Below are 14,332 nucleotides of genomic sequence, written 5' to 3'. Positions count from 1 at the left end.
CTTGCTGAGGGTTACATCTTCTAAACTTTCCTATCGCCAATTTCTCTATGGATCAATAGAATGGATTCTATTCCTTAACCAACCGCCTTTGGGAGCATTGGTTTAGCCTACTTTTTTGACATACTGAATATTGTTTACTATATTTAAAGTGTAGGATGATTCAACTGCGAAGTTGCAGAGGAACCATTCACTGCAAAAGCCACCGCGTGTGGCTTTTGTCATTAATGAAGTTTATGAATTGATTTACTTAACTGCCATTTAATCTTGCCATAAACATAATTTAGGAGAAGTCATCATGGAACGACCTCATGAAGTGGTTAAAGCCAGTGAAGTGACTGGAGTCAAAGTTAAAAATCTAAATAATGATAATCTCGGTGAAATCAATGAAATAGTTTTGGATAAAATTTCAGGTGCTGTCAATTACCTGGTATTGGATTCCGGTGGAATGCTTGGGTTTGGAAATAAATTCTTTGCCATGCCCTGGAAACTATTTTCATATGATGAAGAGGATGATTGTTTCGTACTTAATCTCGATAAAGAAATCCTCGAAAATGCGCCCGGTTTTGACAAAGATCACTGGCCAAATTTCGCAACTCCAGAATTTTCTTCAACTGTAGAAAATTATTATAAACCGCATGTTTCAAAGGCAGCATCAGCTCCTATGACCACAGAGCTCTTTCATGATAGGGATTCCGCGGAAAAAGCTTATTTGCGTGCAATTGATCAAGGATACAAACCCGAAGAAATCAGTGTGTTAATGTCAGATGACACCCGTGAAAAATATTATGATTCATTTCTCACGACTGAAGAAACCGGTTCCAAAGCAGTTGAAGGAATGGGAGTCGGAGGACTTATCGGAGGCACAGTAGGTGCTACCCTGGGTGCAATTGCAGCAATCGGAACCAATCTGATTTTCCCAGGTCTTGGACTCATTGTTGCAGGTCCAATAGCAGCAGGATTAGCCGGTGCTGGTGCAGGCAGTATCTCCGGTGGATTAATTGGTGCCTTAATTGGATGGGGCATCCCCGAAGAACGAGCCAAGGTGTATGAAAAAGGATTGGAATCCGGAGGCATCGTATTGGGAGTGGAAAATCGTAAAGATACAACTTTGGAAGATGATTGGCGCAATTATTCAAGTAACAAAATTCACTAGAATAATTCCCAGCCCTGTCTGAAATGCCGCTTTAAAAGCGGCATTTTTTTATCCTTATTCTTTGGAAGCATTCAACATCCAGTGCGCTTTTTCATGCGCTGCGATTCGATCGCTCAGAAGATTGGCCGTTCCTTCATCATGACTTTCCTGAGCGAGTGTGAGCGCCTGATTCAGATCTTTTACCAGGGTCGCATTATCCTCTGCTAACTCAATCACCATCTGATTGGCGGAAAGACCTGAATTGCCGTCCTTGATGCGCTTCAAACGCTCAAACTCCTTAAACGTAGCAGGCGCTTTATGCCCGGTGATTAAGATGCGTTCTGCCACCTGATCTACTGCTTCAGCCAGTTCCTGATATTGCATTTCAAAAAGCTCGTGCAAGGTTTTGAACTGTGGCCCCTTGACATGCCAGTGGTAGTTTTGTGTTTTAAGGTATAAGGCATAGGTATCTGCCAGAATGACTGATAATTTCTCTACTACTTGTGACATTTCCCTCTCCTTTTTAATTGGTTTTGAAATAAATATCCGTAAAATTTGGGGAATCAGGATAAGTATTGATAGAATTGCTCCATTAAATCGATTGTTTTGAGGCGATAATGGACGAACCACTCTATATATTAAACTCTAATAGTTTAGACAAGATTAATGAAGTACAAAAGGATTTAGCGCTGAATTTACTTGAATCAGGGCAAGTTCTTTATTTCCCGGAATATTTTTACGCCCACAATGCCCAACAAGAACATTATTTGCTCACGGACAAGATTCTGGATGGTCAGCACAAAAACATCAGTTATGACTATTTAAAAGATCGTCTGGGCGGCTATAACACCCATAACCAGGCCCTTCCCTCCATTTTGAAATCTTTTATGCGTCAATATGCCGAATTTGCAAAACATTTGCTGGATACCGTATGTCCTCTATACGCTGAGCATTTGATCTGGGGCCGTACCAGCTACCGCCCTGCAGAAATCCGCGGCAGGGCAAGTTCAAAGCGAAAGGATGATACCCGTGTTCATGTCGACTCATTTCCTGCATCGCCTGTCAATGGTCGTCGTATCCTGCGGGTTTTTTGTAACATTAATCCCTATGGTGAACCACGAGTGTGGCAACTGGGCGAAGCGTTTAATCAGGTACTGGAACGCTTTTCTCCATCCATCCCCAAATACAACCCCTCTGTTGCCAAACTGTTAAAATGGTTAAAGGTGACTAAAACCATGCGTTCCGCTTATGATCATTATCAGCTGCAACTGCACGATCGCATGAAGCTTGATGACCATTATCAACAGACAGTTTCCAAAAACACCATTAATTTTCAGGCGCAAAGTACCTGGATTGTCTTTACAGATCATGTTTCTCACGCGGCTTTAAGCGGGCAGTTTCTGCTCGAACAAACATTCTATCTGCCAGTTGCTGCGATGAGAAACCCCGAGCACTCTCCTTTACGCTGTTGGGAGAAGAATAAAATGAAAGGATTAGTTCAGGCTTAAAAACTAAATGCCAATACGAAACAGATGAGCTTTGCCATTAATATTAAAAACTAAGGACTGAAAATGCAAGGAAGAACACGGTATCAACAATTGCTGAAATGGCTCTGCTGTCTACTGACAGCACCCAGCTTGTATGCGGCTACTCCTTTATGGGTATTTGTTCCTCAAACTCCAGTGACATTAACCGTCGCGCCCGGAGAGACAGCTCAGGTGCAATATGCTGTGTATAATCAGTCCGCACGTGCAAAAGTGCTGATAATGCAGCCAATTCAAGGAATCACACAAACCAGTCTTTGCCAGTTGCCCGCTAAAGGCTATTGCATCCTGACGTTACAGATCAACGGATCAGCACTGGCCGGCAACGTCATGGGCGGGCCTGTTTTATGCCAACAAGGCAATCCGAACCAATGTTATCAACCCTCACCTCTTAACAGCCTCGCAATTACCAAAGGCCAGGCCGCCACTGCCTCGATTAGCGCCTCTCCAGCAAACCTTGTGTTAATTATCAATCAAAACGCACAAGTGCTAACGATTACTAATCACTCCACCCAAATCACCGCGTATAATATTCGGGCGATACTGCCCGCAAGCTGGACCGATGTCATTCAGGACGCCAGCAGTTGCACGGTATTAGCGCCTGGCGCTTCCTGTCAGATCTCCTTTACCCCAGGATCCGTTATCCATTCTTTGCAGCTAATCCCTATTGAGGGCGACAATACCTCCAGAGTCTCTATTAGTATTGAAGTGAAGCCAGTCCCGATAGCTATTGCCGCAGGACAATACACAAGTGTTGGCGCTATTCGCCCGCTTCTGGCGCTAAGCTCGGATATGGGTACAAGCTGGACTTTTCCTTCAGCTGTAAATTCACCGGTTTTTGTACCTGATAATACTAATTCCTACAATAATAGCGCCGGCTTCTTTGAGTCAAGTTGCGATGCACAAACCTGTATTGCTGTAGGCCAATACCGGGATGCAGGATTGGTGCAACGCCCCTTGTTGGCAGTTAGTCAGGACTCAGGCTTAAATTGGATCTTTCCGTCTTCTATCAATGCAGCCGTTTTCTCACCAGTTAATACAAACCCCTTTAGTAGCGCAGGAGAATTTGTCGGTGCAACTTGCCATGGAAGCACTTGTATCGCTGCCGGCAACTACTTTAGTGCAGGAACGCGACGTCCCATCCTGGCAATTAGCCATGATTCAGGCACGAGCTGGAACTTTCCTGCAGTTATCAATGCCCCTGTTTTTACTCCAGATAATACAAATGCTTTTGTCGGTAACGGCAGATTTTTTGCTGTAAACTGCCATGGCGCTATTTGTATAGCCGGTGGTTTATACAGCAGTGGTGGAATTGACAGACCACTTCTGGCGGTTAGCCAGGATCTGGGCCAAAACTGGACTTATCCTTCCGCTATCAATGCCCCCGTTTTTACCCCTGATAATACCAATGCCTTCTCGAATAATGGTTCGTTCAACGGAGTCGCCTGCCAGGATAGTGTTTGTATTGCCGCCGGCAGTTACCGTAGCGGTGGTATTGAAAGGCCATTGCTGGCATTAAGCCAAAACGCCACAGTAACCTGGACTTATCCTTCTGCTGTCAACTCCCCAGTGTTCACACCGGACAATAGCAACGCATTTACAGCTAATGGCAGTTTTGCTGACGTCAACTGTCAGGGAACAACTTGCATAGCAGTAGGGCGTTATTTTGGAGGTGGAACTCAACGCCCGCTCGTGGCAGTCAGCCATGACGCAGGCTCTAGCTGGACTTTCCCATCCTCTGTCACTGCACCTGTTTTTACCCCTGACAATACCAATGCCTTCACGGGCAGCGCCAACCTTTTGAGCATCAGTTGCCAGGGTCCTGATTGCGTCACGGGAGGGTTTTATTTTGGCGGGGGCGGATTTAGGCCGCTCCTGGCAGTCAGTCATGACGCAGGGTCTAGCTGGACTTTCCCCTCCTCGGTCACAGCACCTGTCTTTACACCGGATAATACCAATGTCTTTACCAACGATGGCCAGTTTAATGATGTCCATTGTGCAGGAGGGCTTTGTATCGCAGCAGGATTTTATATTACTGGTGGAGTCCAACGCCCCCTTCTCGCTGTTAGTCAGGATTTGGGCCAGACCTGGACCTTTCCATCTGCTGCCAATTCCCCGATTTTTACACCGGATAATAGCAATACATTCTTTGGAGGGCGGCTCGATACTGCAAGTTCTAATGGCCTATGGCTACCCAGATCACTGTCTTTACTAGAGACGCAATAAGACCGTTAAGTTCTTAGCTTCTCGCCTTGCGATGCATCGCAAGGCGAGAAGCCTGATTACAGAGTTGGAGAGGAATTGCTCAGTAAAGGCGTATGGCAGAGTTTCTCTTCCTGTCTTGAATAAACCGGACTTCCTCCTGCCTTTGCAATGAGAGCAGCGGTTGACTCCTTAACCAGCGTATCGATTCGCCCCTCAACCTGCTTTTTTAAGGTGGGCAGCCAAAGAGGCTGTATGCCCGTTCTTTTACTAATTTCTTCTCTAAGCTGATATAGAGTTGGTAAATTAAAGCGGTCCACCCAATGTTGCAGACAGCTCCGATCCCGTATATATCGTGCATTCAATAGTTTATCGAGGTTGGTTATTTCCACCTCTTCCAGCAATAAGCGATGCTGCACTATGTGATATGAAAGTGTGTCCTCGTTCAGTTTCAATTGTTGATTTAAATCCGCCACTTTATCGACATCGAATTTATTTTGATGCTCATTGAGCTGCTTTGTTAAAGCCTCTCGTTTCTTTTTTAAGCCATCAATTTTCCCTTGTTGAAATGCCATATCGTCTTGCCATTTTTTTTCTTTGACAAAATCCTCCACTCGCTTCACATAAGAAGCGATAGTAGATACACCTGGAGCGTCAAAATAATACTTTTGATCCGGAGTGGGTACCCAATCATTCAAACCTGAGTCGTATAAGGTTTCATAGGTACAAAGTCCTTTTGAAAATTTCGCCTTCAATGCATCCGGTAAGGAATAATAAAACTGTCTGAATAACAGAATATACATCTGATCTTCTGTTTTGAATCCAATTTCTTCCATTGAACAAGGAAGTTTCAGCAAGCTGAGAAAATTTCCTTCCCTTGCATTTTCCAAAATAAAAATCATTTGATCCGCTTTTTTCTTAAATTCATCCGAGAATACAGGCATAGAATTATCCTTAATTTTATTGATTCAATTTAATCCACTAAGATGGTTTATTTGTAATCTCTAGCCGGTCTGACTATCTCATCTGGGTTCAATGCAAGAGGATCTGGTCTCCTTGAGAATATAGGGCTCTTGCCGGCTTGATTGAGAAGGGAGCTCATTGACCACTCTGCCTTTAACTCGCTTCTGCGAATTTCTATTAATTCATTGCGTTTTGTCTGCCATTCATTTTGCTCGGCAGATCGCTTGCTGATTCTGGCCTGAGCCACGGAAAGTGTTCCTAAATTGCATTTATTGATTAATGACAGTAAAGCTCTGTGGCTAGATGAGTACATGGGATCTAGTAATCCATTGACCTGTTTTTCCTCAACTTGTAATTGTTCTTTTTGCAAATGGTGGTATTTTAGAGTTTCTTCAGTGAGTTCTAACTGTCTAATCAGATCTTCTTGCATCTCTTCCTGCAGGTTATTTTCCTTCAATTGTCCGCTTAATAGTTCTCTCCTCTCACTCAGAGCCCCTATTTTCTTCACATGATATTCCAGCCAGTTTTCACATATTTGTTTATCATTATACTTATCTATTCTTTGCACGCAGGCTGTCATAATTGGTATTCCAGGATTAAAAAAATAGGCCCTTGCCCAATCTGTCGGTTCCCAATTCTCCAGGCCCAGATAATATAATTTTTCCGCTGTATCAAATTGCTCTGTTTTTCTTGCTGTTAAATGAGCGCGAAGGTTTTCAGGCAATGAATCAAAAAATTTTTTAAACGACTTCATATACAAGATTTCCTCTTTGTTGAATTGCAAGCCAGGGGCTGGATTAGAGGACAATAAGAGCATGTAATTTTCTTTTGCCGCTGCCTTTAAAATAAAAAGCAACTGCTCTGCTTTTGCTTTGAATTCCTGAGTTAATCTGGTCATAGTAAACTTCCTGTTTTGGATATCAATTTATACAACAAGAGAGTTAAAGAAAAAAGAAATAGTTTTTCCAAAAAAAAACCCGCCACAAGGCGGGTTTTTTCAGGAAGCAAAGGCTTACATCATGCCCATGCCGCCCATACCGCCCATGCCGCCCATATCGCCAGCACCAGCAGCTTCATCTTTCTTTGGCAGTTCAGCAACCATACACTCAGTAGTTAACATGAGGCTGGCAACTGAAGCAGCGTTTTGCAGCGCTGTACGGGTAACTTTAGTTGGATCCAGGATACCCATTTCAACCATATCGCCAAATTCACCGCTTGCAGCGTTAAAGCCGAAGTTGTCTTTTTGTTCAGCAACACGGTTAACGATAACAGATGCTTCGTAACCAGCATTAGCAACGATTTGACGCAATGGAGACTCAATAGCACGACGCAGGATGTTGATACCCATATCCTGATCAGCATTGTCGCCTTTCAAACCATTCAGAGCGGATTGAGCACGGATTAAAGCAACACCACCACCCGCTACAATACCTTCTTCAACAGCGGCACGAGTAGCATGCAGAGCGTCTTCAACGCGAGCTTTCTTCTCTTTCATTTCAACTTCAGTCGCAGCACCGACTTTGATAACCGCAACACCGCCGGCCAGTTTGGCAACACGCTCTTGCAGTTTCTCACGATCGTAATCAGAAGTAGTTTCTTCCATTTGAGCGCGGATTTGGCTGATACGAGCATTGATTTCAGTTGCTTTACCTTCGCCGTCAATAATAGTTGTAGTTTCTTTAGTCACAACAACTCGTTTGGCAGTACCCAGGTCTTCCATAGAAGCACCTTCAAGGCTCTTGCCCACTTCTTCAGAAATAACCTGACCGTTAGTCAGAATAGCAATATCCTGCAACATTGCTTTACGGCGATCGCCAAAGCCAGGCGCTTTAACTGCGCAAACTTTAACAATACCACGCATGTTGTTAACAACCAGAGTAGCCAGCGCTTCGCCTTCAACGTCTTCAGCAACGATCAGTAAAGGACGGCCAGATTTGGCAACCGCTTCCAGAACAGACAACATGTCACGGATGCTGGAAATTTTCTTGTCAACTAACAGAATAAATGGATGCTCAAGTTCAGAGCTCATGTTTTGCTGGTTGTTGATGAAGTATGGAGAAATGTAACCACGATCAAATTGCATCCCTTCAACAACAGACAGCTCATTCTCAAGACCATTACCATCTTCAACAGTGATAACGCCTTCCTTTCCAACTTTTTCCATCGCTTCAGCAATGATTGCGCCGATAGCTTCGTCAGAGTTAGCAGAAATAGTACCTACTTGGGCAATCGCTTTGCCATCTTTGCAAGGCTTGGACATGCTTTGCAGGTGTTTGGTAACAGCGATAACTGCTTTGTCAATTCCGCGTTTTAAATCCATTGGATTCATGCCGGCAGCAACTGCTTTGTGGCCTTCAACCAGGATTGAACGAGCCAATACAGTAGCAGTAGTAGTACCATCACCAGCTGCATCAGAAGTTTTGGAAGCCACTTCTTTAACCATTTGAGCGCCCATGTTCATGAAGCGTTGCTCAAACTCGATTTCTTTAGCAACAGACACACCGTCTTTAGTTACAGTGGGAGCGCCGAAGGATTTCTCCAGGACCACATTACGACCGCGTGGGCCCATTGTTACTTGTACAGCGTCAGCCAAGCCATTTACACCGGCCAACATTTCCTGGCGCGCATTGTTACCAAAACGTAATTCTTTAGCCATTCTTAAAGTCTCCTAATAATCTGTTGTATGATTAGCCTTCAATAACACCCATGATGTCATCTTCACGCATGACAACCATCTCCTGACCGTCAATTTTGACTTCTGTGCCAGAGTATTTGCCAAATAAAACGACATCGCCTATTTTAACGGCCAATGCACGCACATCACCATTGTCAAGGTTTTTGCCTGGGCCAACAGCCAGTACTTTACCACGAATGGGTTTTTCAGTAGCACTGTCTGGAATTACAATTCCGCCAGCAGTAGTTCGTTCTTCTTCCATGCGCTGAACAACAACACGATCGTGTAAAGGACGAATTTTCATACTTGTTTTCTCCTGGTTTAATTAATCACCTTGTTTTTTCAGAGTGAACTCTGAGCTGAAAGTACTGACTGATACTTCAGTCACTACCGATGACAACCATATGGGGGCATTCATTTCAGATTCAAGGGCAGCAATGCAAATTTTTTAAATTTTTTGATACTAACAGCTATGGAGTTCGATAACTGCTTAATTTTTACTTAATATTGCCAAACTATAATATAGAGCATAGAAAATTATACGATCACTATGGCTAAAAATGACTCCACTATTCCCAAGAGACGGCCAACCCCTCACCCTAAGTCAAGGCAAAACAGGAGACTGCTATTTAATCGCATCCATCGACTGTATTTATAATGCCAGTAAAGAAGGCAGAGAACGTTTAAAGTCAATGTTTAAAGAACTTGACAATGGTGATGTGGAACTTCGCGTTAAACGTACAAAGCAAAGTGAAAATCTTGATCCCGACAAGATCGGGATTAATTATCGACATCGTATCGATCCAGACACTAATGAGGATGTCATTACCATTCCTCACGCCTACCTTGCTGAAATTGATGCCTCCAGAGAAGGGGTTCGAAGCAATTCACTGGCGGTCAAAATTTTAGAACGTATAAGCTCCTACTACTATAAAAATGCCTGGAAATATCAGCAGAATGTCCTTACCAGCATAAGTGCTCATGATTTAAATAACCGACACGAAGGGACTTCTACTGCCTTTGTCGGGCATCTACTCGAAGTTCATAGTCATGATACAGAAGATATTCAGAAGATCATTAGTTTAAAAAACCGCTGGCCAGAAGCCCCTGTTTACATCAGCCTTGCCTATGGAAAAAAAGATATCCACGGTAAATATCATGGACGACACGGTCTGAGACTGAAGGAAATCATACGGGATGACAATGCTCCCGGAGGATACAAATTTGTTCTGGTGAACCCCTGGAATAACACAAAAGAGGAAACCATTAACCTTGCTGATATCAGAACACGGAATACTCGTTTTTGTTATTTCAGCGAAAATAAGGCCAGTGATAGATTAACCTGGGATATTGTCAATTGTACAAATGAACGGACTGGTCGTGCCATCTTTGAAAATTATCAATTATTTCAAGGCTTATTGAGCCTGCAAAAGCAGAATGTCCAACTCAATGGGAATATAGCAAATAACGCAGTTAAATTATATGAACTTGCCCCTGCTATTTTCGATGAACCCGAATTATTAGGCAAATCTCCTATTCGAGAAGCCTTCCTGGCGTGTCTTGAAAGTGCGCCCTATGCTTTTGACAGAAACTTCCACACTCTGAGAACAAGATTTCCCGATTTATTTGAAAAAAAAGATGTCATATCAGCAAGACCCACTCTCCCATCTGCTCCAGAAAAGCCTGAGAATCTGTTTGAAAATGCATTGGAACATGCGATAAGCGAGAAAGCAAAACAAGCCGGCTTTGCCCATAACGCGCGGGAAACAGTCGAAGAAGGTCTCCTCAATTTTTATTTTGAGGGCCAACCCTACAATTTAACCCAGGCCGGCGATCTTCGTTTTCGATTTACTCGCAAAGAGTTCAATGCGCAAACGATTGCCGACAGCCGGGTAAAAGAACAATTACTTCCCCACGGCTTATCTTTAGCGATGGCAGGTGCTAACTCCGAGCTTACTTCCCATGGTAAAAAGTTGCTGCAAGGTGACTTGCATTTAACAAGAGAGCTCTATCAGCAAGTTATTTCCCGGCAAAAAAACAAGAATACAGCACATCTTCTCAACGCTTTATATAATCTGAGTTTGGTGAATCCTCGCGCAGCTGAACAGTTTTTGAAGTTTGCTAAAGAGGATTTATCAGCAAGAGTGAATCTAAACGACATCATTGCGCAGGAGAATGACGCTCCTGTTAGAGACTGGCTTGCCAGACACCTGGCTGATTCTCCACAACCCATTGAACGCCTGCGTCGATTCGAAGAATTCAAAGAGCAACTTGGAAAATTTTCAAGTAAATTCAGCGCCTTGAATTATCAGAAATACGAGGAGCGCCTTGCTGAACTGGACAAATTCCTGGCCGATTTTAAGAATAATCATTCGCAGGAATTATATACCGTTCACCTCGACCAACTCGATGCCCTGGTAGATGAGAAAAAGAATGCATTGAAAAGATCAGTACAACCCTATTTGCTTGCTGAGGACGCCCTCAATAGAGTAGCAGAGCAAATAAGATCGCTTCCCGTAGCATTTACAAATTGCCATAAAGTAGTGGCCGTCATTCTGCAAAAGGAACAACGGGAAGAGCAGATGTATCGTTTAGTCAGACAGGACATAGTGGCCCAGGCAGAACGTCTTCTTGGTTATTCGTCCGGATATCCTGCCATTCTGAAAGCGAAAGGCGACTATGAACGAAACCTAAATCAGCAGGCTAGCGGACAAATACAAAATTTAAGAAAGCAGGCGAATGATCTAGTAGCACCTATGGTTACCAGGATTAATGACTTTAATTTTCATTTCAATCATTGCACTGATCTTGTGCAAGTGCGACTGCATCAAAAGGCACTACAAGATCAGCTGAAAGGCTTAACTGAAACTACTGACGCATCCAGAAAGGCAGCCTCTATTGAAGGCAGTTCAGGATTACCAGGTCTTGTTAAATCAGCCTATCAGGCAAAACTTAATAGTATAATCTCTACTGCTCAGGCTGCTGAGAACAGAATAATAAATCATAGCCAACAGCAACTTGCTAAAATCGCATCTGATATCAATCGTTTTCGCATTCAGTTTCCACAGTGTAATTCTGAGGTAAAGGCTAATGAGCGTCGGGAAGAACTGAAACAGCAACTGCTGGCACAAGTGGATGGATCTGGTTATCAAAAGGCGCTGGCTAACAGCGGAATCAGTCGCACGTTATGTGTTGATGGCTATCCCCCTCAGATTGCACGGGCTTTAAAGCGAAAACGAGAAGATATCGATCGGCGTGCCGATGAACTTATTGTCGGTTATAGAAAAGCCGCCGCACCTGGCATTCTTAACAGCATTAACCTGCAAAAACATTTGGACAAGCTCAAACATAAAGTTGAGGAATTGGAAAAAGAAGCCCTTACTAAACCCGATTATGTGATACCCGCAACAAAAGCGAGAACAATGTATACCCGCCTGACCAGAAATCAAGAGCGCTTTTTAAATGGTGAATTGTCAGTTCCCGACTTTCAAGCAGCCTGTAAAGGCGCTATCGATACCGCTCTACCGGATTTGGCAAATCACAGGGGTTATAAAGTCAAAAAAATCGCACTCCATGTGTTGAGCGCTGTGCTTTATCTCGGCACAGGCGGCCTTGCCTTTGGTATTAACTATGCATGGACAGGCCGCTATAGCCTGTTTCAACCCAAAACAGAATCCGAAAATGTCACTCTTAAGGTGGATGAAGCGATAAAAGGAATCAAAACAAGATGAGATAGCTTTTTGCCTGGCCGAACACTCAAATAATGCCCCATACTTTTTAAAATCGGACAATAATTGTATTATAAGCTGCTACGCTATATAGATTAAGTTCAATTTATTGAACCATAACCTGGATTAAGCATGTATAAGTGGTTATTCTTGCTGTCTCTCGCGATTTTTAATGGTTTCGGTTACGCAGCGCCTCTTTCCGCTGAAGAAGTCTTTACAGTCAAGGTAAAACCGGTTGATCCCAATACTTTTTCAATCGATTGGCAAATCAGGCCAGGCTATTTTCTTTATCGCGATCGCATCTCATTGAGTGCGCCTGCTGATCCTGTTCTTCAATTGGGCTCCATTATTTTTCCGCAGGCAACTGAAAAGAAGGATCGCCAAGGTCATAGTTATCTGGTGTACCGTGATGCATTATCACTATTAATCCCGGTGCTCGGTGAGCAATCAGGAGAAACCTCTGTAAGCCTGCATTATCAGGGATGTTCGGATGATGGTTTCTGTTATCCGCCTGAAACCAAACAGGTTAAATTAGCCATTAATGAGCAGTTAGCTTTAGTTTCGGCGTCCACTGGTACCCCAGTTAAGGCACCACCGGTGGTGCAGACCAGTGATCAGGAAAGTGATGCGATAGCTGATATTTATGAAAACTCACACTGGTTTATGGTTATTCTCAGTTTCTTCGGCTTTGGCCTGCTTTTAGCGTTTACACCCTGTGTCTTGCCGATGGTTCCGGTCTTGTCAGGTATTATTGTCGGGCATGGCCATGACATTTCCACGCGCAAGGCGTTTCTGCTGTCTTTCAGTTATGTGCTTAGCATGTCACTGACTTATGCGATTGCAGGCGCCATCGTTGCCACACTCGGCAGCAATCTGCAAATTATAATGCAGGCGCCCTGGGCTATTGGATTGTTTAGCCTGATATTTATATTACTCGCCCTCTCCATGTTTGGTTTTTTTGAGTTAAAACTGCCTGTTTCCTGGCAGGCTAAATTAGCTAAAGCCAGCCGCAGTCAGCATGGCGGTCATTATCTTGGGGCGGCGATTATGGGCTGCTTGTCAACACTTATTCTTTCTCCCTGCGTAACCGCGCCTTTAATCGGTGCACTGGGATACATTGCGCATTCAGGCAATGTACTGTTTGGCAGCCTGACTCTGTTTTTCCTGGGGCTGGGTATGGGAACCCCCCTTCTGCTGATTGGCACCTCCGCTGGTAAATGGCTGCCCCGGGCTGGAACCTGGATGAATTCGGTAAAAAACTTTTTTGGCTTCCTGTTGCTGGCTGTTGCCATTTATTTAATGGGTCGTCTGTTGCCCCCTCCGGTCACCATGATTTTATGGGCAGCGCTTCTCGTTTTCTCCGGTATTTTTGCCGGGGCTCTAAACCCTGCACAAAACAATTCTGAAAAAATGCATCAGAGCACTGGTATTTTACTTCTTGTTTATGGCTTACTGATTCTGGCAGGCGCCAGCATGGGCAGTAAAGATCCCCTGCTGCCTTTAGCAGGTATATTCAGTAAAGCCACCGCAGCCAGTATGGAACGCGAAGAACTGATTATTAAAACCCCTGCAGAATTAAAAGAGGCGCTGCAAACGGCAGAAGGCCGACCGGTAATGCTTGATTTTTATGCCGACTGGTGCGCGTCTTGTAAAGTCATCGCCTCATCCACATTGAATGATTCTGAAATTAAAAGAACACTGGGTAATTTTCTGGTTTTGAAAATTGATGTCACTGCCAATGACGCAGCAGCTCAGGCGCTCATGAAACAATACCAGGTAGTAGCCCCTCCCACCTTTCTTTTCTTTAATTCCGCCGGAAAAGAGTTTAGCGGACTGCGTTTAGTGGGTGATGTGTCTACTCGTGAGTTTTTAGATCGCCTGCAAAAAGTGGAAACTCTGGCAAGAAATTGACAATTTCTCACCCATTATATCAAATCGTAGGTCGGGCGCTTCGCCCGACATTTCATTTTTCACCAAATCATTATGCTGACTGTTGATAAGCATGGCCTGAACCGAAATGTCGGGCGAAGCGCCCGACCTACGATCTCTGAAATCCCAAGCCCTGCCAGTTATCCTGCTTGTCCGTCTT

General features: G+C 44.0%; 10 protein-coding genes. 5 read left to right on the top strand and 5 right to left on the bottom strand.

The genetic code is table 11. The features are described from left to right. Positions 1–295 precede the first annotated feature (295 nt). On the top strand, positions 296–1,153 hold the full coding sequence (locus tag LXA66_RS05040) for a PRC-barrel domain-containing protein (protein ID WP_233012276.1): 858 nt from the start codon (positions 296–298) through the stop codon (positions 1,151–1,153). Positions 1,154–1,207: 54 nt separating this feature from the next. On the opposite strand, the gene LXA66_RS05035 is transcribed toward LXA66_RS05040, so the two are convergent. After that, entirely contained in the window at positions 1,208–1,642 is a 435-nt protein-coding gene (locus LXA66_RS05035) for a Dps family protein (RefSeq protein ID WP_233012275.1), read from the bottom strand. Positions 1,643–1,749: 107 nt separating this feature from the next. On the opposite strand from LXA66_RS05035, the gene LXA66_RS05030 reads away from it, so the two are divergent. Continuing rightward, the gene (locus LXA66_RS05030) at positions 1,750–2,640 is read left to right on the top strand and encodes a Kdo hydroxylase family protein (protein ID WP_233012274.1); all 891 of its coding nucleotides are present in this window, start codon (positions 1,750–1,752) and stop codon (positions 2,638–2,640) included. 63 nt (positions 2,641–2,703) lie between these two features. Beyond that, positions 2,704–4,902 carry a sialidase family protein gene (locus LXA66_RS05025; RefSeq protein WP_233012273.1) on the top strand — a complete coding sequence of 733 codons (2,199 nt, stop codon included), beginning with the start codon at positions 2,704–2,706 and terminating at the stop codon, positions 4,900–4,902. A 56-nt stretch (positions 4,903–4,958) separates the two neighbouring features. Here LXA66_RS05025 and LXA66_RS05020 read toward each other — a convergent pair whose 3' ends face one another. The 4 genes from LXA66_RS05020 to groES form a co-directional block, all read right to left on the bottom strand. Next, positions 4,959–5,822, bottom strand: a complete 864-nt coding sequence (locus LXA66_RS05020; protein ID WP_233012272.1) for a hypothetical protein — start codon at positions 5,820–5,822, stop codon at positions 4,959–4,961. Positions 5,823–5,869: 47 nt separating this feature from the next. Beyond that, positions 5,870–6,739 carry a hypothetical protein gene (locus tag LXA66_RS05015; protein WP_233012271.1) on the bottom strand — a complete coding sequence of 290 codons (870 nt, stop codon included), beginning with the start codon at positions 6,737–6,739 and terminating at the stop codon, positions 5,870–5,872. 114 nt (positions 6,740–6,853) lie between these two features. Then, positions 6,854–8,497, bottom strand: coding sequence for a chaperonin GroEL (gene groL, locus LXA66_RS05010; RefSeq protein ID WP_058506165.1), 1,644 nt, complete (start codon positions 8,495–8,497; stop codon positions 6,854–6,856). Between the two features lie 31 nt (positions 8,498–8,528). Beyond that, positions 8,529–8,819 (bottom strand): co-chaperone GroES, encoded by a 291-nt coding sequence (groES, locus tag LXA66_RS05005; protein WP_112219812.1) that lies wholly within the window; start codon positions 8,817–8,819, stop codon positions 8,529–8,531. Between the two features lie 256 nt (positions 8,820–9,075). On the opposite strand from groES, the gene LXA66_RS05000 reads away from it, so the two are divergent. Both LXA66_RS05000 and dsbD read left to right on the top strand, forming a co-directional pair. Next, complete coding sequence (locus LXA66_RS05000; protein ID WP_233012270.1) at positions 9,076–12,246, top strand: hypothetical protein; 3,171 nt, start codon at positions 9,076–9,078, stop codon at positions 12,244–12,246. Between the two features lie 129 nt (positions 12,247–12,375). Then, entirely contained in the window at positions 12,376–14,154 is a 1,779-nt protein-coding gene (gene dsbD / locus LXA66_RS04995; RefSeq protein ID WP_233012269.1) for a protein-disulfide reductase DsbD, read from the top strand. Positions 14,155–14,332 lie beyond the last annotated feature (178 nt).

Origin of the sequence: Legionella sp. 16cNR16C (assembly GCF_021297775.1) — a bacterium.
Taxonomy (GTDB): Bacteria; Pseudomonadota; Gammaproteobacteria; order Legionellales; family Legionellaceae; genus Legionella_C; species Legionella_C quinlivanii_A.
This window is presented reverse-complemented; position numbering and strand designations above follow the sequence as displayed.

Bases quoted from the DNA above. Each gene is read 5' to 3' on its own strand.
- LXA66_RS05040 (WP_233012276.1), top strand. From the start codon at position 296: ATGGAACGACCTCATGAAGTGGTTAAAGCCAGTGAAGTGACTGGAGTC.
- LXA66_RS05035 (WP_233012275.1), bottom strand. From the start codon at position 1,642: ATGTCACAAGTAGTAGAGAAATTATCAGTCATTCTGGCAGATACCTAT.
- LXA66_RS05030 (WP_233012274.1), top strand. From the start codon at position 1,750: ATGGACGAACCACTCTATATATTAAACTCTAATAGTTTAGACAAGATT.
- LXA66_RS05025 (WP_233012273.1), top strand. From the start codon at position 2,704: ATGCAAGGAAGAACACGGTATCAACAATTGCTGAAATGGCTCTGCTGT.
- LXA66_RS05020 (WP_233012272.1), bottom strand. From the start codon at position 5,822: ATGCCTGTATTCTCGGATGAATTTAAGAAAAAAGCGGATCAAATGATT.
- LXA66_RS05015 (WP_233012271.1), bottom strand. From the start codon at position 6,739: ATGACCAGATTAACTCAGGAATTCAAAGCAAAAGCAGAGCAGTTGCTT.
- groL (WP_058506165.1), bottom strand. From the start codon at position 8,497: ATGGCTAAAGAATTACGTTTTGGTAACAATGCGCGCCAGGAAATGTTG.
- groES (WP_112219812.1), bottom strand. From the start codon at position 8,819: ATGAAAATTCGTCCTTTACACGATCGTGTTGTTGTTCAGCGCATGGAA.
- LXA66_RS05000 (WP_233012270.1), top strand. From the start codon at position 9,076: ATGACTCCACTATTCCCAAGAGACGGCCAACCCCTCACCCTAAGTCAA.
- dsbD (WP_233012269.1), top strand. From the start codon at position 12,376: ATGTATAAGTGGTTATTCTTGCTGTCTCTCGCGATTTTTAATGGTTTC.